Source organism: Microcoleus sp. S28C3 (genome assembly GCF_036700785.1).
GTDB lineage: Bacteria > Cyanobacteriota > Cyanobacteriia > Cyanobacteriales > Microcoleaceae > Microcoleus > Microcoleus asticus.
On the sequence record NZ_JAUBPO010000058.1, the window covers coordinates 22,195 to 47,687 of the forward strand.

Sequence of the window (25,493 nt, forward strand, 5' to 3'; positions counted from 1 at the left end):
ACCCTACCCCCCTCAGCCATTTTTCCCAAAAAGCTAACTCAGGAACGTTTCGCGAATCGTAAGGTCATGGTAAAAAAAGCACCTCAAGTCTGCCAAAAAAACAGCTATGAAGTTTGTCTGCGTTCTATCCCCCCGGTTGCTTTCTGCTGGTATCGCATTGCTCGCTGCGATCGAGTGTGGCGTATGGCTCGCTCCAAATGCGGCGCGGGCAAAAGCTCCTGGGGAAAATTATTTGTCTCTGTCGCCGAAAACCCTCGCTAGTAACGATGTTAAGTGCAATGGGGCGCGATCGCCACAAAATCCGTGTCCAGTCGGCGGTTTGTTCGTCAAAACTCAAAATACGGCCAGAGAACAAGTCTTTCCTCTCAAGCAGACTGAAGTTAAAGCCAAAATTGCTGGCAATATCTCCCGCGTCGAAGTTGTTCAGAAGTTTGAAAATCCTTTTCCCGAATCTTTAGAAGCTGTTTATGTATTTCCTTTGCCCGACGAAGCGGCGGTGGACGATATGGAAATTAAAATAGGCGATCGCACTATTAAAGCTGATATCAAACTCCGCGAGGAAGCTTTGGAAATTTACGAACAAGCCAGACAGCAAGGTCGGACTGCGGGTTTGTTGGAACAAGAACGCGACAATATTTTTACTCAGTCTCTGGCGAACATCAAACCCGGAGAAAAAATTGAAGTTACGATTCGCTACACCGAAAGTCTCAAATTTGCCGGCGGCGATTACGAATTTGTGTTTCCAATGGTGGTTGGCCCGCGCTATATTTCGGGAAATTCGACCGATGCCGATCGCATTAACCCGCCTATCTTGCCTCCGGGAACGCGATCGGGTCACAATATCGCTGTTTCGGTAGAAATAGATGCCGGAGTGGCGATCGGCGATGTCCGCTCTACTTCCCATCAAATTACAACTGACCGCAGCGGCAATATTGTGCAAGTCCAATTAGCCAATTCTGACACAATTCCCAATAAAGATTTAATTTTGCGCTATCGAGTGGCGGGCGAAAATACTCGGGCAACTATTTTGACTCAATCCGACAAGCGGGGCGGTCATTTTGCTACTTATTTGATTCCGGCATTAAACTACAAAACTAATGAAATTGTACCTAAAGATGTCGTGTTTCTGATGGATACTTCCGGTTCTCAGCAGGGCGAACCGCTGGCAAAATCTAAGGAGTTGATGCGCCGCTTCATTCAAGGGCTGAATCCTAACGATACTTTTACTATTATTGATTTTGCCAACACGGCAAAAGCACTTTCAACAACTCCTTTAGCAAATACGGCTGCCAACCGACAAAGCGCCATTAATTATATCGACAAGTTGCAGGCTAACGGTGGCACTGAACTGCTTAACGGCATTCAAGCAGTGATGAATTTTCCGGGTGCGGCAACGGGAAGGCTGCGGAGTATTGTACTAATTACTGACGGTTACATTGGTAATGAAAATGAAGTGCTGGCTCAGGTTCAGCGGAGTCTGAAACCGGGAAATCGACTTTATAGTTTTGGTGTCGGCAGTTCGGTGAATCGGTTTTTGCTCAACCGTTTGGCGGAAGTGGGAAGAGGCACGTCTCAAGTAATTCGTCAAGATGAACCGTCGGCAGAAGCGACAGAAAAGTTTTTTCGTCAAATTAATAGTCCGGTATTGACTAATATTCACATTAGTTGGGAAGGAATGGGGGAAAAACCGGAGATTTATCCGATCGCACCTCCAGACTTGTTTGCGAGTCAGCCGCTAGTTTTGTTTGGGAAAAAGACCGATCGATCTAACGGTCAACTTCGCATCCGCGGCACTGTTGCGGGCGGCAAAGCTTACGAGCAGATTTTACCTGTCAATTTTGCTCAATCCGGCGGGCGGCAGCGAGAGTCTACTTCAGTCGCAGCAACTGCTACGGATTTTGGCAATCCGGCGGTAGCTCAACTTTGGGGTCGATCGCGCATTAAAGATTTAATGAATCAAATGTTTGGTGCCGAGACTAAATCTCTGGTAGAAGCTGTAACTAATACTGCTCTGACTTATCGGTTGCTGTCGGAATACACGGCTTTTGTGGCTGTGAGCGAAGAAGTGCGAGTCGAACCAGATGGAACTCGTCGCCGCGTGCAAGTACCTGTGGAATTGCCACAGGGTGTCAGCTATGAAGGTATTTTCGAGTCGGGAGGGGCAGAGTCAACTAGGGGCGGCATTAGGAACGCTACCCCGACTCGCGCCCAGGCGCCGGTGATGCCAGCTCCTGTTATGCCGCCGCCGCGGCAGCGAGGTAACGGTGAGTTGCAACCCTCGGAGCCAAAGGCTTCTCGCTGGGAAGTAGTTAGCGCCGAAGGGTTGGATGCCGGGGCGATCGCCGCTTTGACTCAATACCTGCAATCTGTTAATCTCCCGGCGGGGGTTAGCGGTGAAACGGTGTGGGAGTTATCGGTACAAGACGGCCGCGTTGCCCGAGTGGGGATAGATACTCAAACCTCGACGCTGCAAGCAACAGACGCCGTAGAGACTCTCAAGAGGGCCTTGAGTTCCTGGCAACCTCCCGCAGGATTCAAGGGCACGCTGCGTCTGAAGTTGCGAATTACGGTCGATCGTTAAGGAATGACTATCTATGTCAAGAAACATTAACTTTTAATTCAAAAATACCGAAAGGGGGCTCGCTACCACGAGAAAGATATAAAATCTTTATTAAGAGAGCGCGTTTAAACAGAAAGTAATGCTAACAGAATTTATACAGTTTGAGGCAAACGCTGAAACAGTCTAGTTTCTGAAACAGTCTAATTTCTGAAACAACCTTAAGATTAGAGATTTCTCGCTCGAAACCCCCCAATCATAGAAGGTATCACGCCCTATGGAAGTTAGCGAACTACTCAACAATTATGAAAAAGGACAAAGAGACTTTGCTGGAGCCGACCTCAGCGGGGCAAACCTCAGCGGAGCAATCTTAATCGGAGTCAACCTTTCGCGAGCTAATCTTTCCGGGGCGAATCTCAGTAGAGCGTTTCTCACCAAAGCAACACTCAAAGGCGCACAGATGCAAAGAACAAATCTGAGTTTTGCCAAAATGGGCGAAACTAAACTCTCAGGCGCAGATTTGACAAAAGCGAATTTGAGCGGGGCTTTTTTGGTAAAAGCAAAATTGCCGAGGGTAAAATTAAGCGGCGCAACTTTAACGGGCGCAAACCTGCGCGGTGCTGCGTTGTGGAATGCGAATTTGTGCAGCGCCGACTTGCAATTGGTTAACTTGCTGGGCGCGAATCTGACAGGAGCTAATTTTAAGTGGGCAAACCTTTACGGTGCAAGGCTCAACAGTGCAAAACTTTTTGGAGCTCAATTAACCGGAGTCAGTCTGCGGCGAGCGCAATTGACAGGGGTGAATCTCTGCGGTGCAGATTTGAGCGGCGTCAACGTGAGCGAAGCTAAACTAATGGGAGCTAATTTGGAAGGCTCGAATTTGGCGGGGGCGAATTTCAGCGCGGCTCAGTTGCGGGGGGTAAAGTTGGCGGGTGCAAACTTAACCGGGGCTAAGTTGAGGGGAAGTTGTTTGAGAGAGGCAAATCTGAATTGGGCGAAGCTGTGTCAAGCTGATTTGATGGCGGCAGATTTGAGTGAGGCGACGTTAATAGGAGCTAATTTAGATAATGCTTTATTGGCAGGAGCTATTTTGCCGGAATCTACTAGGCGCTACTTTTCCTTAGCTGGGGCGGGCCAAGTCAATTCTTGGGAAGTTAATGAGATTTCAAATGGGTAATTGGTAATTGGTAATGGGAAATTGTTGGCGATCGACCAATGACAACTAAAAACTAATATCAATTTAAAAAAGTCTTCTGACAAGCCTCAATTTTATACGAATTTAGTTCGCGATCGCACTCGCCGACAAAGAAACCGGGTTTTTTAACTTTTATTGAGGCTTTTAACGGCGTGTATTTGGATTAAAAAACCAAGGTGATGGTCAACCGCGCGATCGCAAACTAGAATTATTAAAAGTGGCAGATATCGGCGCCGGAGACGGCATTGCCCTCTCCTTACAAAAAACTACGCTCAAGGTTTTCTGTTGAAATCTATTCTTTAATCTCAAATCTCAAATCGTTATGACTGTTAATTATGGGGTGGTGCTGGTAACTGCGGCATCGGAGGCAGAGGCGGAGAATCTCGCTAAATCTCTAGTTGAACACAAGCTGGCTGCTTGTGTGAGCTTGTCGCCAATTCGCTCGATTTATACTTGGCAAGGCGAGATTCAAGCCGAGTCAGAGTGGCAGTTGGTAATTAAAACTGATTTGGCTAAATTTGAGGCTTTAAAAACAAAAGTTCAGGAACTCCATTCCTATGAAGTTCCTGAAATTATTGCTATTCCTATTATCGCTGGCAGCGATGCTTATCTCAATTGGGTGGGACAATCTTTAAGTTTGTAGCCAAGACTTTAGTCCTAAATTATCCAATAAAGAGGGACTGAAGTCCCTACTAAAAATGGTCAGAAACCTACGAATTATGACTGGTAGGGCCGATGACGCCGATTTTGTGGCGAAAACTTAGTTCGCCGCCGAACCAGCCTGTAATGCCCAGCAAGGTTGCCACGACGATCGAAATTGCTAAACCTGTATATACGATCGGCTCAGCCGGATTTCCTTGTCGCAACACCAGGTTAATCAGGGTAAGTACCATAACCGCCACATTGCCGCCCATGTGCAACCAACCGGCACTGCGATCGCGCACTCTTTTAACTTTGAAAAAATCTAAAAAGCCCGTGATTGCTGCCAAAATCCCCGCAGCAAAACCCACACCCATCAGCCAAACCGAAGCTCTCGCCCAAAACGGATCGCTTGTCAGCCAATAACCGATGTCCGTGCCGGCGGCTCCTACTAAAAAGGCTACCGGAAAGATGACGATGATGGGGTGGATGGGATGGCCTGCAACTGAAAGCGTACTCGTAATGCCGGCGTCGCGATACTCTGCGTCGTCACTTTCGAGAATCGGCGGCAGATTGGGATAGGGCGTACTATTTCTGGGATTTGTTTCCATGATTCCTACAGATAACTTTTGTACAACTAAGCCGTTTTTATTGGATTGAAATTAATCCCAAACCCGCTCGCCATTTTCGTCAACGCGGGCCTGCCGAATTACGTCAGAAATTTCGTCGGCGTCTTTGACGTGGTGCAAAGCTTTCTTTTCCCCATCCGGTTCTTCTACGACCACATAAGTTGGAACTGTAACAACATCTCCCGTGATGTCGGGCACGTGGTCTACCGCCAGTTGCTGGGCTTTTTCTTCGATGCTTTGCGGTTCTTCGGAAATCCGATCGCCCGGATTGACAGTGCGCTCCATATCTTTGCCTGGTTTGTCGATACTCATAAAACCCCTCTGGTGTTTCTAATTTTTTGCTGACGCTGGCTGTAATTCCTACTATTGAACGAAAAATCTCCCTGCACATACATCTCCCGAGGGGTGGAAGTTTCATTTATGCCGATCGCAGGCAGCCTCTACCTACAGGAAGAGGCTTTTCGGCTGGTTCGGAAAAAACCTAAGGTAAAATCTAAACATGATATTTTCCTTCCCTTTGAATTGCCCATGAAAAGTTACGATTGGATTGTTGTCGGCGGTGGCATTACGGGTGCGTCACTGAGTTACGAACTGGCAAAAAAAGGTTTTGCTGTGCTGCTTTTGGAACGAGATTCTACCATGCAAAATGCTACTCGTTTTAGTTACGGCGGCTTGGCTTATTGGTCGGGAACGACTGATTTAACTCGGAAATTGTCTGGGGAAGGTATCGAACGCCACCGCAATTTATCGGCGGAATTAGATGCTGATACTGAGTTTCGCGAGTTGGATTTGTTGCTGACAATTGATGCGGGCAGTGATGCCGAAAAAGCGGCGGCTAATTACGCGCATTTTGCGATTGTTCCGCAGCTTTTGAGCGTTGCAGAAGCTGGCGAGTTGGAACCTTTGCTGAATAAAAGTGCGATCGCCGGAGCTCTGACTGTGCGTCACGGTCACATTTCGCCGACTTCCACAAATAAAGCTTACTGTCAAGGGTTTCTGCGGTTGGGAGGAACTATAGAATTTGCTGAAGTAATTGGGTTGATAAAAGAGGGGAATCGGATTTCTGGAGTCAAGACGGCGCAGGGAATTTATCGTTGTGAAAATGCTGTTGTTTGTGCAGGAGGTTGGAGTCGGAGTTTCCTAAAAGCCGCTGGTGTTTCTGTGGGAGTTTATTTTACTCGCACGGAGATTTTGGAAACTGCACCTGTGGATTTGAAACTCAGGACTTTGGTGATGCCTGCGGTATTAAAACGTTTTGAATTGGAAGCAGAATCGAGTAGAAATGAGGTGGATTTTCTTTGGGATGAACCCGGTAAAGAGTTGCTGTCGCCGATTTTAGATTCGGGTGCAATTCAGTTTAATGATGGCAGTTTGCGGATCGGGCAATTGTCGCGCACTTTGAGCGATTTGAATGCTAAAGTCGATCGCGAAACCAGCGAAAGGGCAATTCGTGCAGGAATCGGCAAGGTTTTGCCTGCTTTGGCAGGTTTACCGGCAACTTGGCACGAGTGTATTGTGGCATTTAGCGCGGATAATTTGCCTGTAGTGGGGCCGATTGCCGATCGCCCTGGATTACACGTTTTTTCGGGTCTCAGCAATCCTTTGGCTACTGTACCTGCTTTGGCTGAGCGATTTGCTAATTGGGCGGGGGGAGAAGAAGATAGGGCGATCGAGCTTTTATCTCCCGATCGATTTATCGCAGAAAGAAGAAGGAAGAAGGAAGAAGGAAGAAGGAAGAAGGATAGATGACTACTAACTAATGACTAATAACTAATGACTACTGACTACTGACTAATGACTCATTACTAAAAAAGGCAGCGCGACAATAAATGTAGTACCTTTACCTAGTTCACTTTCCACACTTATTGTACCGCCGTGCAGGTCAACTATGTGTTTGACAATGCAAAGTCCTAACCCCGATCCTTTAATCTTGCCGACATTCCCACCCCGTTCAAACTGCTGAAATAATTTCCCCTGATATTCCGCTGTCATGCCAATCCCTTCATCTCTAACGCAAAAAACTACTTGTTTACCCTCACAGCTTAATTCTAGACATATATTCCCACCATTAGGAGAATATTTTATAGCGTTTGACAGCAAATTAGTGAGGAGGTGTTGTAGCAGTTTTGCATCCAGATTGGCTTGGATTTTTTCTGTTCGATTGCGAAAAGCTACTAAGTGTTTTTGAGTAGCGAGGGGTTGCATTTCTTCTAAAATAGATTTGCACAAATCAATCACATTTACCGGATTTAAGTTCAAGGAAAGTTTTCCGGATTCGGCTTTGCTGAGCATTAAAATTTCCTCCAGCAATTCACTCATATTGCTGACGGCTTTTTTTATCCGCTCGACATTTTTATTGGTCGTTCCAGGGGTTTTATGCAATTCGCTATCTTCCAACATTTCAGCCGATAGCTGTATGGTAGTTAAAGGAGTGTTTAAATCGTGGTATGCCATTGAAATAAATCGAGACCTGTTTTCGCTTTTGGCTGCTGCCAATGCAATTAGTTGTTGCATTTTAACGGCTTCTTGATGTTTGCTCAGCGCTATCTTGATGGTGGCGTGCAGTTCTCTTTGTTTAAACGGTTTGAGGAGGTAGCCGTAAGAGCCAGTCTTTTCGGCTCGCTGCAAAGTTTCGTCATCGGCATAGGCAGTTGTATAGATAATTGGGATATCTAATTCTTGATTGATTATTACTGCTGTTTCTATGCCGTCAATGTCACCTTTGATGACTATATCCATTAAGATTAAATCTGGTTCCAGTTCGCCTGCGCGCTGGATGGCATCGGCTCCTGAAGAAACAATGTCTGCGATTTGATATCCCAATTTTTCTAATTTTTGGGATAAATTTTTAGCAATTAATAGTTCGTCTTCTACAATCAAAATATTAATTGCTTTTTCTGCTAAATCCATGATTTTAGAACCTTTGAGAATAGTTTAACTCGTTAAATTTTAGGTGGAAGGCTGTGCCATTTTGTCTTGACAGTTCGATGTTTCCTTCTAACTGCTCAGTTAAAGTGCAGACAACTTGAAAGCCCATTGAGTTAGTTTTCCGAAAATCTAAGTTTTGAGGAAAGCCGATGCCGTTGTCCTTAACTAAGAGGTTGATTTCTCCATCGCCCGTTTGATGACATTCTACACTAACTGTACCGCTAGTGCCATTAGGAAAAGCGTGTTTGAGGGTATTTGAAACCAATTCATTGGCAATTAAACCGCAGGGACTAGCAGTTTCAATGTTTAGGTAAATTGGTTCAGCTAATACCTGCAACTGAATGTGATTGTCACTAATATTGTAAGAGTGAAACAAGTTACTTACTAAATCTTCGAGATATTCGCCAAAATTGATTTGCGCCAGGTTAGTCGAGCGATACAGTTTCTCGTGAATCAGAGCCATAGAGTAAAGGCGATTCTGACTTTCTTCAAACATCTTGGCTATTTGCGGGTCGGCAACTGTGTTAGATTGCAATTCTAACAGACTCGCAACTACGCAGAGGTTGTTTTTGACGCGGTGGTGAATTTCTTTGAGCAAAATTTCTTTTTCTTTGAGGGAGCTTTTCAAATTTGCTTCCGCTTGTTTGCGTTCGCTCAATTCAGCTTGCAGTTGCTGGTAGAGTAGAGATTGCTGAATGGCGATCGCTAATTGATTCACCAACTGGTGAAATAAATTGATTTCCCATTCTTGCCACTCACGAGGGCCATCGCATTGGTGGGCAATCAGCAATCCCCAAAGCCGGCTGTGCTGAATAATCGGCACTACTAACTTTGCCCTAACTTGAAGTTCTTTCATAAACTCCATCACACAAGGTGTAATGCTGGGAGAATCTAGTTCGGAAATCGCAGAAATTCGCCCTTGCAAATAAAGCTGATAACTTTCAATCGGAAAAACCTCTTCGCCAAAACATCTATCCAGGAGTTGGCTGCATCCTTCTGCCACGGCTTCAGCAATGACTCGCCCGCCCTTTTTGGGTAAAATTTGATAAACCAAAACTCGATCGGCTAACAATACTTGCTGGAGTTCGGCAACCGTAGTGTTGAGAATTTCTTCTAATTGCAAAGACTGGCGGACGCGACGGGCGATCGCCTCCACGAGCCGTTCTCGCTCGAATTGCTGTTGCAGCGCGATTTCGGCATATTTAGAATTGGTGATCTCGGCGGCGTAACCAATAATTTCGATCGGAATGCCCCTGCTGTCAACCAATAGTTTCTGTTCCGTCCGCAGCCAGCGGTAAATTCCATCTCGGTGCAGAAAACGGTACTCGCAAATGCAATTTTTACCCTCGGACAAATTAGAAAACTTTTCTAAAAATAGTCGCCGGTCTTCAGGGTGAATCCGGCTCGACCAAATTTTAGAATCTGCTAACAGTTCTTGGGGTTCGTAGCCAACGATTGCCTTAACGTTGTCGCTAATGTAAGTAGTACAAAAATCTCCTGTAGGTGCGGCAGTAAAAATTACCGCCGGATTAGAAGCCAGTAAAAATTGCAGGCGTTCTTTTAACTGCTGAAATTCCATTTCTGCCCGCTTGCGATAACTGATATCTTCGATCGCCTCCATGCTGTAGAGAGGAATTCCCTCGCGGTCGCGGATCAGCGTCACCGTCAAGTTTGCCCAGATCAGCTCGCCATTCTTCTTAATTAAGCGTTTTTCGAGCCCGAAGCGAGAAATATTGCCGCAGACCAACTCCTTGACTTGCTCCAATTCTGCTTGTAAATCTTCTGGATGCGTCAGTTGAGTAAAAGTCATGGTCGCCAACTCCGAATCGCTGTAGCCCAACATCTGGCGGTGAGCTTCATTCACTTTGATAGTGCGGTAGTCGCGCACGCTTGTCAAACCGATCGCGATCGGAGCATCGTCAAATAAGTTGCGAAACTTTTCCTCGCTCTTTTGCAGTGCTGCTTCTGCGTGTTTGCGAGCGGTAATGTCTCGGGCTACCCACATCACCCGATCGAGATCTAGGGGCGAAATACTGGCATCAAACCAGAATAACTTGCAGCCAATTTCCATGCTGTATTCAACTCTGTGGGTTTGCCTAGATGCCAATGTTTGGCGAATGTGGCTCAGCACAAAATTAGCTTCTGCTTCTGGGAAGATTTCGGCGAGGGTTTTGCCCAGGACTTCATTAGCCTGTTTGTACAGCAATTCGGGAGCCGTGGGGGCAATTTTGAGGTAGCGGCCTGTTGCGTCAAAAACCAGCACGATATCCGTCATGGCATTAAACAGCGCCAGCAGTTCGGCTTCGGAGTTTTGGAGTTTTTCTTCGGTCAATTTGCGATCCGTAATGTCGGTGTCAGTGCCAGTCAGCCGGTAGGGCTTGCCGGAAGCCGATCGGATCGCGCTGCCGCGGGCAAGTATCCAGCAGGTGCTGCCGTCTTTGCGCAGCATCCGGTGTTCTACTTCATAAATTTCTGTCACACCCTCTAGATAAGCCTTTACTGCTTCCTCGACTGCAACTCGATCGTCGGGATGAACGTGAGACACCCAATTTTCCATGCGGTTGGGAATCTCTGCGTCCTGATAGCCCAACAAAGCTTTCAAAGACGGAGCAATGTAGATTTCGTCGGTTTCCAAATTCCAGTCCCAAACCCCCACTTTGCCTGCGGATACTGCCAGTTCGTACCATTTAGTTCGCTGCTGGACTCGCAGTTCTAACTCTGCATTGAGCTGCTGCAAAGCGATTTCTGTTTGTTTGAGCTGCGTGACATCCCGACCTGCTGCTTGATACTCGACGATTTGTCCGCTCTCGTTGAATATAGCCCGATCGATCCACTGCTGCCAGCGAATTTCCCCGCTCGGCAAAATTACTCGGTGTTCGCAAGTAAAAATAGGCTTGTCGGGAGACACAGAAGTATATTGCTCTTGAAAAAATTCTCGGTCTGGTTCTGGGATCAGCGGCATGAAGCTGTTGCCGAGCAAGTCGAACGGTTGCACCCCGAAATAACGGCAGTAAGCTTGATTGACAAATGTGATTTTACCGTCGGGGAGATAGCGGCAAATCAGTTCGGTTTGGTCTTCCACAATCGCCTGGTAGCGCGCCTCGCTTTGCAGCAGGGCATTTTCGGATTTTTTGCGATCGCTGACTCGTTTTTCTACTTCACAATTGCCGTCTAAAAGTTCGGATTGTTCCTGAAGTTTTACAGCTTCTTGATGCAGTGTTTCGATCCAGCTATACATTGCTGGACGAATCCTTTTTTCGCTTACTAAACCTACGGGCTGACCCCGTTCATCCACAATTGGCAAGCAATCAATCGAGTTTTGACAAAATAGCTTAAATGCGGTCAAAATATCTCTAAATTCTGATTCTTTTAAAACAATTAAATTTCGCGTCATTGCATCGGCAACTTTCATGTCTTGCCATTCGTATTCGGTGGCTAAGTTCAGCACATCTTCCGGGCTTAACAGTCCGACTAGCTGATTTTCATCAACAACTAAGACGGAACTAATCGATGGTTTTACCGTTTCGTTTGAGTGCGGCGGTGAATTAGACAGCGGACAAGGGTCGATCGCCCCACGCATCAGGGCGATCGCATCCCCGAGGCAAGTGGAGGGAGCAACCGTCACAGGGTGGCGATCGACAACTTCGTCGGGCGATCGTAAATTTGCCGGCAAATTAGCAAGTTGCATCAGTTTTGGCCAAAAAGTATTGCTCATTAACTTTAGCAACACTTTTTGTCATCAGCCAGAGGACTGATGACTGATGAGTTATGACCGATCTTATTTTTGCCGAAGGAGAATATAAGTTTTCATTTCCCCTTTGCCTTTAACTTCAATAATTCCTCGCTCCTGAAACAAATATTTGTCTGCCACTAATTTATAAGTTGTTTCGCTGACTTGAATCCGCCAAGGCAAACCCTGAGATTCCATGCGGGAAGCAATATTTACCGTATCGCCCCACAAATCGTAAATAAACTTCTTGATGCCAATTACTCCGGCAACAACCGGGCCGCTGTGAATGCCAATGCGAATGCTAAAATATTTATTATGATTAGCATTAAATCGGGCTATTTCTGCTTGCATATCTAGGGCCATTTTGGCGATCGCCTCTGCGTGATCTGCCCGGGGATTGGGCAGCCCTCCAACCGCCATGTATGCGTCGCCGATGGTCTTGATTTTTTCTAACCCGTGCCGTTCGCACAAAAGGTCGAATCCTGAGAAAATCTGATTGAGGATCTCCACGAGTTCGATCGGATTCATGACGGCAGACAAAGCAGTAAACCCCACAATGTCGGCGAACAAAACAGTCACTTCCGGAAAGTATTCGGCAATAGTAGTTTCGTTTTGTTTGAGGCGTTCTGCTATTGCCTTGGGTAAGATATTTAACAGCAGGTTTTCTGATTTTTCTTGTTCTTCCCGCAGGGCATCTTCTGCTTGCTTGCGTTCCGTAATGTCATGGTAACTCCAGACTCTGCCGATAATTTGATCTCCGAGCCGCTGCGGTTGCGAATAGCGTTCAAAAAATCTGCCATCTTGAAATTCCAACAAGTCGTAACTTTCGGCTTTTGGCTGTTCGTAAAGCGATTCTATTCTCTCTTGAAATGCTTGGGGATCTTTGAGTTGGTTCAGGACAAAGGCGATCGTTGCGGCGTCGTCTCGGAGTGCCATCACTTCATTAGGTATGCCCCACATTTCCACAAATTCTCGATTGAAAGTGACTATTTTTCCTCTGCTGTCAATAGCTAAAATACCGTCCCCAGTAGAATCAAAAGTTGCTTGCAGCAGGGACACAGATTTTGCGAGGGCGTCTTCTGCCATCTTTCGAGCAGTAATGTCTCGCAAAATAGCGCGAATCGCTACTAGCGAACCTTCCGCAAATTTACAGCTTATGCTACCTTCCAACAAAATTTGTTCGTGATGTTTAGTAATAAATATTGCTCTAATTGAGTCTGGACAAACTGTATTTTCATTTACGTTTTTATTGATAATAGCTTGATACAATATATCCAGAGACTCTTGGGAACTGTTGGGATGAATAATATCAAACACAGTCATTTGAGCAATTTCTGCTTCGCTGTAGCCCAGAGTTTCCCGCCAAGCCCGATTTACATACAAAAAATGACCGTCGGCTCCAATACTTTGAATTAAGTCAGTAGCATTTTCAAATAAGTCTCGCAGTTGTTCTTCGCTTTCCCGCAAAGCTATTTCCGCTTGCTTGCGCTTGATAAATTGACCCAGTTGGCTGCCGATGGTTGCCATTGTCTGAAGCAATTCTTCATCAAAACACTGCACTTCCCGGCTGAAAAAAATCATTACCCCCAACACAGACCTAGCAGATTTTTCCTGCTCGTAGTCGCCCAAAATTGGGAAGCCAAAAGCTCCGTGCAGTCCTTCTTGGGCGGCGATTTCTCGGCGCAGACAACTCTCGCTTTCTGTGACATCTGCAATCCACTGAGAGGAACCGCTGGCCCAAATGAGACCGGGCAATCCTTCACCAAACGCACAGGTCATTTGTTCGGTAAATTCGGCAAATTTGGGGATAGAAACTGAGCGTTTTGTCCAACTGGCGACGCACCGCAAATTGGGGTCGGAAACCGCAGTTATTCTGTTAGTTTCTGACAGCAGTTTTTCCCCAGCTTCTGGCATCCAAAGTTCGGCGGTATCCCATCCCAAGCTGTCGCAAATTGCGGGGAGAATTGCTGCTAGAGCTTTTTTGATTGTTTCGGATGCCGACAGGATGCGGGTGGTTACGTACTGAACTATTTGTCGCTGGCGGGCGCGCTGTCTATCTGTCACATCGCGGCCGATGTACACGAAATCTTGAACGGCGGCTCTTGCTTCAAAACTGCTTTTAATGTCAGTCGAAATCGCCGTACAGGAAAACGAAACTGTTAGCTTTTGTCCGTTTTTGGCCCGGCAAATTACCTCGGTGTTAGTTTGAGATTGTTGAGGCGGATCTTGGCTGACTGCTTGCAAAGAGGAGCCAACAGCAGCAAGAGCGTCTATTTGCTGGCCTACTAATTCTGATTCGCTGTAACCGAACAAATCTTGAGCCGCTTGATTGACTTTTTTAATTTTTCCCAAGGCTGTTGTTACCAATAAAACTTCGACCATTGAACTAATAATTTTTTCAACATAATTATTAGTAGCGGCTAAGGTAGTCAACAAAATATTCATTTCATTGGTAGCTTGGACTAGAGTTTGTTCCAAACCCATCCTGTCGGTTACGTCTTCAAAAAATATAATTAATCTCTGATAATTATCGTCATCGGTGAACTCGACGATATACATATCAAAATAAAGCTGCAAGCCATTTCCTAATACCCGCGCGATCGCTTTTAATTCAAAATTGGGCAAACGTCTTTCAAAAATATCGATTAAAATTTCTTCACTCCCCACCAATTCGGGAAAGGGAATGCGGACATCGTTGCCGGCGACTACTTCCTCGGGACTATCGGCAAACCGCTGCACTTTGAGAGAGATTTCTTGGATTAAAAAGTCTTTATCCAGTGCTAGGTACTCCAAGTGGTGGGGAACTAACAGTTTTTTTAATAAGGTTTTCATGTGAGATTTGTAGTAGTGAACGCGCCCTCTGTTGTAGCGAATTATCTGAAATTAATCTATTTATCTCTGTTTGTAAAAGGGAATTTTGACTGCAAAGGTAGTGCCTACACCTTTGTCGCTGGAAAATTCGATTTGACCTCCGTGCAAGTCTACACACAGCTTCACTATGGATAAACCCAGTCCTGTACCTGGTATTTTTCCGACATTTTGCGCTCGGTAATAAGATTCAAAGAGTTGTTCTCTGTCTTCAATAGGAATGCCAATGCCTGCGTCTTTAATTTGAAATTTAGCTTCTTCATTGTCACAATTTAATTCAAAATAAATATTGCTGTGGATCGGCGAATATTTGACAGCGTTTGACAGCAAATTTGTCAAGATGTGCCGCAGCAATTTTGCATCGAGTGCGGGCCAGTTTTGCGTTTCCTCCGACTCGTTCTCTATTTTTTTCCCGGGCGGAACTAACTCGGGGCAAATAAAATTAATGGTATGATTTTTTGCGTAACTAATTTTAATTGATTCTACTAACTCGCTGCAAAATTTTTGTAAGTCAACTGGTGCGGGATTGAATTCGAGTTTTCCGGCTTCGGCGCTGCTGAGCAACCGCACGTCATCTAATAGCTGAGCCATGTGTTTAGATGCTGATTTAACGTGTTCGAGGTATTCTTGTTTTTCCTCGTGGGTGATTTGGTCGCCGTAGTCTTGGAGGATTTTAGTAGCAAATAATACTGTATTTAAAGGATTGCCAAATTCGTGAGCGAGCATCGAAAAAAAACGAGATTTTACCTGTCTGAGTTCTTGCTCTTTTGCCAAGGAGCGGCGAATTTCTATTTCTTGTTGCTTGCGTTCTGTGATGTCCCTGCCGATATAGATGAAATCGTAAAGTTCCTGTAATTCTGTCTGAATGGCCGCACAGGAAAATTCTACCCAAATTTCTTCTCCTGCTTTAGTAGTGCAGATTACTTCCAGTTCTTTTAGCAGCTCTTTATGAGACAAAATATAGCGGTGGCGAGCTTGGTAAAGCAATTTTTCTTCGACTACTATTGTGGAGAGGGGGTGGCCGATCAATTCTGCTTCGCTGTACCCAAATAACCATTGTGCTGATTGATTGACTGTTTTGATAGTTCCTAATGTTGTTGTCACCAACAAAGCATCGCCCATCGAGCGAATAACTTTATCTATATAATCGTTAGAAGCGGCTAAGGCGCTCACCAAAAGATTAGCTTCATTCGCCCTCTGAATCAACGATTGCTTCATCACCATCTTGTCGGTGGCATCTTCAATCAAAATTAGCAATTTACTGGGCACATCTTCTTGTTCGTCTTCATGTTTGATAGCCAACATATCAAAGTATAAAGGGCGGTTGTGGTCGGCAAACCGAGCGATACCTTTGAGATCAAAACTCGGCAGCCGTCCCATCATGATAGACATGAGGATATTTTCAATGCCAATCAGTTCTGGAAAACTCGTGCGAGCATCTGCACCGGGTATCGCGTAGCCCGGAGTATCGGCATAATGCTGCACTTTGGCGGAGGTTTCCTGAATGATGAAATGGTGATTTAATACAAAATACTCGGTTTTTCGCGGCTCCAACAGCTTTTTCAAAAGGGGGTTCATACTTGTTCTACCATTGTGTAAGCTAGTTTATAGAAGATTTCGTCAACGTCTTTGCCTGTTTTAGCAGATGTCGCGTAAACTGCTATTACTTTGTCTTGACCTATCGAATGGGATATTTCGACTAGCACCCCCAATTTTTCCTCGTCAATCAAGTCTACTTTGTTCAAAGCGACGATTATTGACCCTTTAGGATTGACTGAAGAAAAAAGCTGAATGTGTTCGGAGATTCGCTCAACTGTTTCGGATCGGCTGACATCGGCAACGATTAAAACACCGCTTGCTCCCTGCAAGTAAGTCGGTGCTATTCCTTTGAATTTTGTATGCCCTTCTAAGTCCCAAATTAGCAACTGTGCAGTCACGTTTTCCCGCTGTTTTACGCCTTCTAATTCTACGCTTTTTCGGGAAATTTTTACTCCCACAGTAGACAGGTACTGGTCGCTGAATTGCCGATCGACAAAACGGCGGATCAGGCTGGTTTTGCCGACGCCAAAATCGCCAATCATGCACATTTTTTTAGATATAGTAACTGACATAATTATTTACTGTTTACGGTCTTAGTTATTGGTTCAAATAGCACGCATCTGCTTAAAAGTCGCGGTTGATTCGGTTCCACGTCGGCAGGAGGATTGGGGTTGCCGACGGTTTGGAGGCGCTTCGGGTCAGCACCTTGTCGCACTAAAGCATCTCGCACTGCTTCGGCACGCTTGAGCGACAACTGTTGATTTGTAGCAAGTTCCCCAGTTCGATCGCTGTGTCCAATTATCTTAATATGTTTTTGAGGATATTGAGCCATGAAATTTTTGACACTGGCGATGAGTTCTCCATATGTAGAGTCTAATTTTGTGGTTCCTGGCTCGAAGTAGATGCGGGTTGTAATTTTCAGGGGATCTAATTTAACCGTACTGATGACCGACTGAACACCGGGAATTTGCTTCAAGGACTGAGCTATTTTCTGTGTGTCTGCTAGGTCCATAACTGTGCCATCTACTGTAACTTTGCGATCGCCATACCGACTAGAAATAGAAACGCCCGACAAGCGGTTCAAAACAGCAGTGATCCGCTGCACTTCAGCCGCTGCCAAAACAGGATCTGGGGGTACATCTACAGCAACAATTTTATTTTCTAATTTTAGATTGGGTGCAGTTGATGCAGCTATTTTTGCAGCTTTTGCCCGCAATTGTGCATTTGGCAACTGTCCGGTTAACTTGAGAGTGTTGCCTTCAACGTCGGCATTTAAGCGGTAAACCGCTAATTCTGGGGTCGATGCTAAAGCTAAAGCGGCATTTGCTTCGAGGCGGCGGTCAATGCTGCGGTGGTACTGATAAATTCCCCAAGGTACTAAGATTAAGCTCAGGGCTGTTAAACTGATAGCCGCTAGGGCGATCGGGGGTTTTGTTGATTTTTCTTTGTGAAGCGGGTCGAATAAATTTTTTAGGAACGGGTGCAGCGACTCCGGTATAGTACCGGGATCGCCGTTAAACTCGTGGATTTCTTGAGCGTAATTAAGGATAAGATCGCTAACTGTTTGCCGCAGTTTTTTGATAAACAAATGTGGCGGTTCTCCTTTAATCACGACTGCCATGTAGCAGTATCCCGCTACTTCTAGCATAATCTTGGAGTCGCCGTATTCAATTTGATTGAGTTCTGAAGCTTCTCCGGGTTCAACGATGCACTCGTTAACAAAGCTGCGAATCGCTGTGAGCATTCCTGCTACCATTTCTGATTCTAACTGGTAGCTTTCTGAGTTTTGAACTTCGGAAATTATCAAGCCAGATGCTTTGTGAATTAAGAATGCTGCTTGGACGGTAAAGGGTACTGATTCTTGGAGGATTAATTCAGCTTCGGAGACTCGTTGTACTTTGGAGCGAATTTTTCTCTGGAATCCTTCGACGCTGATGGCATTGGACACTTTTTCATTGATTGTCTTGATAGCTTCTGCCATGTATCGGGCAATTGTACTGCCAATTACGGGATAGAGGGCATCCACCATAGAGTCGCGTTCGAGTTTTATTTGGGCTGTAATCGCTTTGCCCATTTCCGGGGCGAGGGCCTGGGCGATCGACTCTTGGTCGAGGCGAATTTGCTCTTTAATTGCCAGACCGATTTCTGGGGCGATCGCCTTAGCAATATCCGCTGGCGAATTCACTATTTGTTGAGCAAGTGCGTCGGGAAGCAGCTCAGCTATTGCCGCACTCATTGCCGACTTGTTTTCGACAGTTTTTGCCCTAATCACTTCGTCAATAATTGGTCCGATAGCCTTGACAACTTCTTCTCTGGAATCGGCAATTTTGCGGCTGAGAATTTCTGCGATCCAAGGCAGCATCAACTCAATCAACTCTTGGGGCTCGTAGATTTGGTGCTCCAATTTTCCTAATTTCTCGTCGATTGTTGCCATCAGGTGGCGCACCCCCGGCAAGTCGTTTTCTGCCAGCAGATTTTTGACTTGCTCGATATCTGATATTTTTGAGCCGAAAATCAGATTTTGCAGCGTTTCCATCGCGCTGTCGGCTTGATTTAAGTCTTGTTTAATTTGGCTTAATATTTCTGTCGGCTGTTCTAGTAAGTTGGGGATTTCTATAGCCGAAGCCATCGCAGCATCTAAATATCCAGTTTCTGGTGGATTTGAGACTGGGGAAACTATGGGGTTATGGGGAATTACCGAGAATTTCGACTCGGTTTCGGGAGGGGAAACATCCTGTAAATGCCGATCGAACCCGTGGGATTTTTGAGCCTGTACTTCCTGTAGAGAATCTTTCATTGTCAAGTCAGACAACTCTGGGAGTGGCTCTGATTTCTCCTCCAAATCCGGCTGGACGATCGCTGAAACATCTATAGTTTTAGCTGATGAATAGTCTTTTTCCAGTTCTGAAGAGTTGAGTTTGTGAGTAGCGAACAGCAAATTTTTGAACTCGTCTGCAACAGCCAGGGAATCGCCAGACTCCGGTTTGCGATCGCCAGTTTCGGGCAGACTCGCTGCAACTTCCTCTTGCTTTTCTGAAGAAATACCTAACAAATCCATCAACCCGCCGAGAGCCCCAGCTCGATTGTTTTCGCTGCTGCTGTCACCTTCTGGCTCTGCATTTTGCTGGTTTGAACCAGCAATAATTTTGAGATCGACTAACAGATTCAGCAAGGGTTCTAGCTGGGTTGCTGCATCGGCAGCGGACTCGTCAGGTTTAGAAACAAAACCCTCTAACTCATCTTCGTCAGCCGGATTTTCTTTCGGTAAAGCCATGCGTTATTATCCGTGATGGTGGCGCTCCGGCAACAGAAATTCGGTATTTAACTTATTATCAGCAACGCCTTTAAGTTCGGGGACAAATTCTGTTCCTTTGAGCCTCATGCCGAGTTCAAACAGAATTTCTGCCATGTCGTCTCGGGAAACTTTAACATCTCTGAGCATGGAAAAGCGGCGATCTAGTTCTTCAAAAACCTGTGTTTTCAAAGTGCGGGTTTCTTCAAATAGTCGCTCTCTGGTTTGGGAGAGTTCGTCGCGAAGCGAACTGGTTTGATTGTCCATCGCCTCGTCCAGGGCTTCCATGCTGCTGGAGAATTTGCGGTTAACGCGATCGACTTGCTGACGGATGTCTGCGCTTTCTTCTTGGGTGTTTGAGGTGAGCGATTTAACTTTCTTTTCTAACGAATCAACTGCCGCCTTCATTTCGGCAGACAGAACTGTTTTTACTTGTTCGATGCGAACTTGCATATCTTGCTGCATCATCGACAAGTCTGAATCTATTTTATCGAAGCGATTGTCGTATTCTCTAAGCTGCGCTCCAAAAATTATATCGCGAATCTGGTCGATATTTCCCAGCCGTTCGCGCATTTCTTCTTTAGTTATTTCTGCCATGCTTGTACCTGGAATCTCCAGAGATTGTGAGTTTAAGAAGTGTGCTAGTGATTTACGACAGTTGTTAGTGGCACTAGCTTTTTTGAGTGGGCGGGCTTTTATTGTTTGAACTCTCACCCCTGCGTCGGGGATGGAATTTTTGAGAATATTGACTCTAAATATCCTGAGATTCAAATTATTGAGCCAGTTTTTGTCACCACAAATGAATGGCGGTTTGCTATCCTTGCCTTGCAGCAAGCTCACAGAAGCGTAGACTGCTATAAAGCGGGGTAGGTTTTAAAGTCTTGACTGACATCTTCAATCATATCGCATCTTGACAGTGCCTCATACCACAGGGCTTAAACCCCGGCAAAAAGCTGCGGCCGCGATCGCACAGGTCTTATGTATAAGATATAACTCAAAAGCTGCACCGATCGATCGCCGATCGGCTCCGAGGGAAGTTTCTTTTCAGCAAAAAGCATTTATGCAGTCGAACTCTGCCCTCTCTCCCTCTCGAACCCTCTCCTCTTGCGATCGCCCTATAACAATTCATAGGGCCCGATCGACAGCGACCAGACCCAATAATAGGAGAGCTTTGTTTTTTTTAACAAACGAGATGTGTTTCCGATTGAGAACTGTTACTTACTAGGGTTTACAACTTGTGCAGCTTTACTTTTAATTTGCAACTACAACTAAGTCTGACTCGACTGCGGTTTGGCTTGACTGCTCGATCGGCAGTTCGCCACTATTCCAAGTTGTGTTCGGTTAATTTCTGCTGCGCCTGGGAATCTAGACCGGAGACACCATGCCTATATCCTCGAACTTTCTTTCTAAATATAGCGACCTCCTTTCTCTTTCTGTCCGGGTGTCTATTATTAAGTTAGCACGAGCTTTCCGAGCAGTAAAGCACTATTTGCAAAACTTGATAGGTCTTTACATTACTAAGTATAATGATATAAATATCCACATAGATGTAAGTTCTATTGCTGCTACATCTTTACATACTTAACTGTTTTTGTCATGTCTATTTCTCCTAAGTTTCTCAGTGGCAGCCAAATCCGCCAAACATTCCTCGACTTTTATGCTCAGCGGGGACATAAAATCTTGCCGAGTGCTTCTTTGGTGCCCGAAGATCCGACTGTGTTGCTGACGATCGCCGGAATGCTACAATTCAAGCCGATATTTCTCGGACAGCGCGCCGCCGAATCACCGCGCGCCACCACTTCTCAAAAGTGCATCCGCACCAACGACATCGAAAACGTCGGCCGCACCGCCCGCCACCACACATTTTTTGAAATGTTGGGTAACTTCAGTTTCGGGGATTATTTCAAGAAACAGGCGATCGCCTGGGCGTGGGAACTTTCCACGGAAGTTTTCGGTTTACCAGCATCCAATTTAGTTGTTAGCGTTTTCCGAGAAGATGACGAAGCTTTTGCGATTTGGCGCGATGAAATTGGCATTCCGGGCGATCGCATTCAGCGCATGGGAGAAGATGACAATTTCTGGCAATCCGGCCCGACAGGCCCCTGCGGCCCGTGTTCGGAGATTTACTACGATTTCCACCCGGAAAGAGGCGACAATATTGACCTCGAAGATGATAGCAGGTTTATTGAATTCTACAACCTGGTTTTCATGCAGTACAATAAGGATGCAGAGGGCAATTTAACACCGCTGCAAAATCAAAATATTGATACTGGCATGGGACTGGAACGGATGGCGCAAATCCTCCAGAAAGTCCCCAATAATTACGAAACAGATTTGATTTTTCCCATCATTCAATCGGCGGCGGAAATTGCCGGGATTGATTACCACAATAGCGATGAAAAAGTCAAGGTTTCGCTGAAAGTAATTGGCGACCACATTCGGGCTGTGGTGCACATGATTGCGGACGAAATTCGCGCGTCGAATGTGGGTCGGGGTTACATTTTGCGCCGGTTGATTCGCCGGGTGGTGCGCCACGGGCGGCTGATTGGAATTGAGGGCGAATTTACGGTGCGGGTGGCTGAAAGTGCGATCGCCCTTTCGGAAGCAGCTTATCCGAACGTGCGGCAGCGGGAAGCTCAAATTAAGGCGGAATTGGCAAGGGAAGAGGCGCAGTTTCTCAAGACTTTGGAACGCGGAGAGAAGCTGCTGGAGGAAATTGTCGATCGCACAAAACAGCAAACCAACCAACAAATCAGCGGTAAAGATGCTTTCACTCTTTACGATACCTACGGTTTCCCTTTAGAACTGACTCAAGAAATTGCTGAGGAACAGGGAATTACTGTGGATTTGGACGGCTTTGAATTGGCGATGAAGGAACAGCAAACTCGCGCTAAAGATGCTCGACAAACTATCGATTTAACCGTGCAGGGTTCTTTGGATAAGTTGGCTGAAACTATCCAAGGAACTGAGTTTGTCGGTTATGCTGAATTGTCGAGTTTAGCTGAGGTGGAAGTTATCTTGGTTGACGGCAAATCGGTGGAGGAAGCAGCCGCAGGTACTGAGGTACAAGTTGTTTTGAACCAAACGCCGTTTTATGCTGAATCCGGCGGACAAATTGGGGATAAAGGCTATTTGAATGGCAGCATTCAGGTAGAGAATGGAGAGGCTTTGTTGGTAAGAGTTGATGATGTGAAGAAGGAATCGGATTTCTTCGTGCATTTCGGCTTTGTGGAACGGGGAACCCTGAGAGTTGGCGATAGTATTACTGCGAAAATTGACAATAGCGGTCGCCGCCGAATTCAGGCTAACCACACAGCAACTCACTTATTACAATCAGCTTTGCGAAAAATTGTGGACGATTCAATTTCGCAAGCTGGTTCGCTGGTATCGTCTGAGAGATTGCGGTTTGATTTCAATTCTCCGCGCGCTGTGACAGCAGAAGAGTTGCAGAAAATTGAGGATTTAGTTAATAGTTGGATTGCTGAGGCGCACGCTGCTGAGGTTGCAGAAATGCCGATCGCCCAAGCGAGGGAAAAAGGCGCGACTGCGATGTTTGGCGAGAAGTACGGCGACGTGGTGCGGGTGATCGATTTTCCCGGCGTTTCGATGGAATTGTGCGGGGGGACTCACGTCAGCAATACGGCAGAAATCGGGCTGTTTAAGATTGTTTCGGAAGCGGGGGTAGCGGCGGGAACTCGCAGGATTGAAGCGGTTTCGGGTCAAGCTGTTTTGGACTATTTGAACGTGCGGGATAAGGTGGTGCGCGATTTGGGCGATCGATTTAAGGCGAAGCCTGAAGAATTGCCGAACCGGATTACTAATTTGCAGAATGAGTTGAAGGATACTCAGAAACATTTGGCTGCTTTAAAGTCGGAATTGGCGATCGCAAAATCCGACCAGTTGTTGAGTGCGGCTGAGGATCTCGGCGAATTCAAAATCATTGTAGCTCAATTGGGGGATGTGGATACAGAAGCGCTGAAAACTGCGGCGGAAAGATTGCAGCAAAAGTTAGGAAATGCTGCGGTTGTTTTGGCATCAATTCCTGAACCGGACAAGGTAAGTTTGGTGGCAGCTTTTAGTCCTGAAGTTAATAAGAAAGGATTGCAAGCTGGCAAGTTTATCGGAGGAATTGCTCAAATTTGCGGCGGAAAAGGTGGCGGGCGGCCGAATTTGGCGCAAGCTGGGGGACGCGAGGCAAGTAAGTTGCAGGAAGCGTTGGAAAGTGCTCGCAATTTGTTGCTTGAAGGGTTGGGTTAATCTGGGTTTTGTCTGGGAGACTAAAACTCTTTTTATCTCTCGTTTATAGCGGAGGCTAGATCCCCCTAAATCCCCCTTAAGAAGGGGGACTTTGATCGGAATCTTGTCCCCCCCTTCTTTAAGGGGGGCTAGGGGGGATCGGGGCCTAATCGTCAGTTCGATCGCTTCCGTCTGCCTGAATCTCCGCAGGCTGCTACCGGATATTTTGGCCCTTACATCTGCGTTTATCCGCGTCCATCCGCCAACATCTGCGGTTCAAAACTCCCTTGAATTCCCCCCGCAAAAAATGTAAAATCATACAAACATGGGTAGCAAAAATGAACGAAGAACGCCACCAAGCCTATCTCACCCTGATTGAATCTCTCCTCACCTGTCCCAGCGACGAACAAACCGCCATCCTGCAAGCCCATCTCGAATTATTAGACGATGATTTTGCCCGATATCTGCGAGAGGGGGCAACTCAAACTCTGGAAAAGTTGGAGGTACACCCACCATACTATCTTGCTAATATTTTTTTATGTTTAGAAATAAGCTTTTCAAGTCTTCAGCAAGGCAGTCGGGCAAGCAACATAGAGATTGCGATTGCTTGTTTGGATATAGGATTAACTATTTTTACTCGCGAAGCTTACTCAGAAGATTGGGCAAGGTTTCAAAAGAGTCTGGGATGGAATTACTTATACAGAATCAAGGGAGAACGGAGTGAGAATATCGAAAGGGCGATCGCATTTTATGAAGCAGCTTTACAAGTTTACACCCCCGATGCTTTTCCCCAAGATTGGGCGATGACTCAAAATAATTTGGCATATGCTTACGATAGCAGAATCAAGGGAGAACGGAGTGAAAATATCGAAAGGGCGATCGCATTTTATGAAGCAGCTTTACAAGTTTACACCCCCGATGCTTTCCCCCAAGATTGGGCGATGACTCAATATAATTTGGCAAATGCTTACGATAGCAGAATCAAGGAAGAACGAAGTGAGAATATCGAAAGGGCGATCGCATTTTATGAAGCAGCTTTACAAGTTCGCACCCGCGATGCTTTTCCCCAACAATGGGCGATGACTCAACATAATTTGGCAGATGTTTACCGTGGCAGAATCAAGGGAGAACGGAGTGAGAATATCGAAAGGGCGATCGCATTTTATGAAGCTAATTTAGAACTTGGCACCCGCGATGCTTTTCCCCAACAATGGGCGATGACTCAACATAATTTGGCACTTGCTTACTATAGCAGAATCAAGGGAGAACGGAGTGAGAATATCGAAAGGGCGATCGCATTTTATGAAGCAGCTTTACAAGTTCGCACCCGCGATGCTTTTCCCCAACAATGGGCTCACACTCAAAATAATTTGGCAAATGCTTACCGTGGCAGAATCAAAGGAGAACGGGGTGAGAATATCGAAAGGGCGATCGCATTTTTTGAAGCAGCTAGTGAAGTTTATACCCGCCCTGCTTTCCCGGAACATTGGGCGATGACTCACAATAATTTGGCACTGACTTACAGCGACAGAATCAAAGGAGAACGGGGTGAGAATATCGAAAAGGCGATTGCATTTTTTGAAGCAGCTAGTGAAGTTTACACCCGCGATGCTTTCCCGCAACATTGGGCGATGACTCAAAATAATTTGGCAAATGCTTACAGTGACAGAATCAAAGGAGAACCGGGTGAGAATATCGAAAAGGCGATCGCACTTTATGAAGCAGCTTTAGAAGTTCGTACCCGCGATGCTTTCCCGGAAGATTGGGCTAATACTCAAAATAATTTGGCTGCTGCTTACAGTAACAGAATCAAAGGAGAACGGGGTGAGAATATCGAAAAGGCGATTGCATTTTTTGAAGCAGCTAGTGAAGTTTACACC

17 protein-coding genes are annotated in these 25,493 nt (G+C 45.9%); 7 read left to right on the forward strand and 10 right to left on the reverse strand.

Going from position 1 to position 25,493, the window contains the following annotated elements; translation table 11 throughout:
- The first annotated feature begins 106 nt into the window (after positions 1-106).
- The 3 genes from QUA13_RS18040 (at position 107) to cutA (ending at position 4,395) form a co-directional block, all read left to right on the forward strand.
- Positions 107-2,581: a VIT domain-containing protein gene (locus QUA13_RS18040; RefSeq protein WP_333200636.1), complete on the forward strand. Its 2,475-nt coding sequence runs from the start codon at positions 107-109 to the stop codon at positions 2,579-2,581.
- Positions 2,582-2,834: 253 nt separating this feature from the next.
- Positions 2,835-3,734 (forward strand): pentapeptide repeat-containing protein, encoded by a 900-nt coding sequence (locus QUA13_RS18045; protein WP_333200638.1) that lies wholly within the window; start codon positions 2,835-2,837, stop codon positions 3,732-3,734.
- A 340-nt stretch (positions 3,735-4,074) separates the two neighbouring features.
- A complete protein-coding gene (gene cutA, locus QUA13_RS18050) occupies positions 4,075-4,395 on the forward strand; it encodes a divalent-cation tolerance protein CutA (RefSeq protein WP_333200639.1) in 321 nt (106 codons plus the stop codon).
- A gap of 67 nt (positions 4,396-4,462) precedes the next feature.
- Here cutA and QUA13_RS18055 read toward each other — a convergent pair whose 3' ends face one another.
- Positions 4,463-5,002, reverse strand: a complete 540-nt coding sequence (locus QUA13_RS18055; protein ID WP_172190182.1) for a DUF2231 domain-containing protein — start codon at positions 5,000-5,002, stop codon at positions 4,463-4,465.
- Between the two features lie 51 nt (positions 5,003-5,053).
- Entirely contained in the window at positions 5,054-5,332 is a 279-nt protein-coding gene (locus QUA13_RS18060) for a hypothetical protein (protein WP_172190183.1), read from the reverse strand.
- A gap of 216 nt (positions 5,333-5,548) precedes the next feature.
- Between QUA13_RS18060 and QUA13_RS18065 the strand changes: the two genes are divergently transcribed.
- The gene (locus QUA13_RS18065) at positions 5,549-6,769 is read left to right on the forward strand and encodes an FAD-binding oxidoreductase (protein WP_333200663.1); all 1,221 of its coding nucleotides are present in this window, start codon (positions 5,549-5,551) and stop codon (positions 6,767-6,769) included.
- A 42-nt stretch (positions 6,770-6,811) separates the two neighbouring features.
- On the opposite strand, the gene QUA13_RS18070 is transcribed toward QUA13_RS18065, so the two are convergent.
- The 7 genes from QUA13_RS18070 to QUA13_RS18100 all read right to left on the reverse strand — a co-directional run bounded on the left by QUA13_RS18070 (position 6,812) and on the right by QUA13_RS18100 (position 19,974).
- Positions 6,812-7,930, reverse strand: a complete 1,119-nt coding sequence (locus QUA13_RS18070; protein WP_172190184.1) for a hybrid sensor histidine kinase/response regulator — start codon at positions 7,928-7,930, stop codon at positions 6,812-6,814.
- Between the two features lie 4 nt (positions 7,931-7,934).
- Positions 7,935-11,663 carry a PAS domain S-box protein gene (locus tag QUA13_RS18075; RefSeq protein ID WP_333200642.1) on the reverse strand — a complete coding sequence of 1,243 codons (3,729 nt, stop codon included), beginning with the start codon at positions 11,661-11,663 and terminating at the stop codon, positions 7,935-7,937.
- 63 nt (positions 11,664-11,726) lie between these two features.
- Positions 11,727-14,510, reverse strand: coding sequence for an adenylate/guanylate cyclase domain-containing protein (locus QUA13_RS18080; protein WP_333200644.1), 2,784 nt, complete (start codon positions 14,508-14,510; stop codon positions 11,727-11,729).
- 60 nt (positions 14,511-14,570) lie between these two features.
- The gene (locus tag QUA13_RS18085; RefSeq protein WP_333200646.1) at positions 14,571-16,124 is read right to left on the reverse strand and encodes a PAS domain-containing sensor histidine kinase; all 1,554 of its coding nucleotides are present in this window, start codon (positions 16,122-16,124) and stop codon (positions 14,571-14,573) included.
- A complete protein-coding gene (locus QUA13_RS18090; RefSeq protein ID WP_333185361.1) occupies positions 16,121-16,657 on the reverse strand; it encodes a Rab family GTPase in 537 nt (178 codons plus the stop codon). The genes QUA13_RS18085 and QUA13_RS18090 overlap by 4 nt, the downstream gene beginning before the upstream one ends.
- A gap of 2 nt (positions 16,658-16,659) precedes the next feature.
- Positions 16,660-19,359 (reverse strand): OmpA family protein, encoded by a 2,700-nt coding sequence (locus QUA13_RS18095; protein WP_333200648.1) that lies wholly within the window; start codon positions 19,357-19,359, stop codon positions 16,660-16,662.
- 6 nt (positions 19,360-19,365) lie between these two features.
- Positions 19,366-19,974, reverse strand: a complete 609-nt coding sequence (locus tag QUA13_RS18100) for a hypothetical protein (RefSeq protein WP_333200650.1) — start codon at positions 19,972-19,974, stop codon at positions 19,366-19,368.
- A gap of 105 nt (positions 19,975-20,079) precedes the next feature.
- Here QUA13_RS18100 and QUA13_RS18105 point away from each other — a divergent pair, with 105 nt between their 5' ends.
- Positions 20,080-20,247: a hypothetical protein gene (locus QUA13_RS18105; RefSeq protein ID WP_333200652.1), complete on the forward strand. Its 168-nt coding sequence runs from the start codon at positions 20,080-20,082 to the stop codon at positions 20,245-20,247.
- A 65-nt stretch (positions 20,248-20,312) separates the two neighbouring features.
- On the opposite strand, the gene QUA13_RS18110 is transcribed toward QUA13_RS18105, so the two are convergent.
- Positions 20,313-20,435, reverse strand: coding sequence for a hypothetical protein (locus tag QUA13_RS18110; protein ID WP_333200654.1), 123 nt, complete (start codon positions 20,433-20,435; stop codon positions 20,313-20,315).
- 538 nt (positions 20,436-20,973) lie between these two features.
- Here QUA13_RS18110 and alaS point away from each other — a divergent pair.
- Complete coding sequence (gene alaS / locus QUA13_RS18115) at positions 20,974-23,634, forward strand: alanine--tRNA ligase (protein ID WP_333200656.1); 2,661 nt, start codon at positions 20,974-20,976, stop codon at positions 23,632-23,634.
- 317 nt (positions 23,635-23,951) lie between these two features.
- Positions 23,952-25,493: tetratricopeptide repeat protein (locus QUA13_RS18120; protein WP_333200658.1), on the forward strand; the 1,542-nt coding region annotated here is incomplete at its 3' end.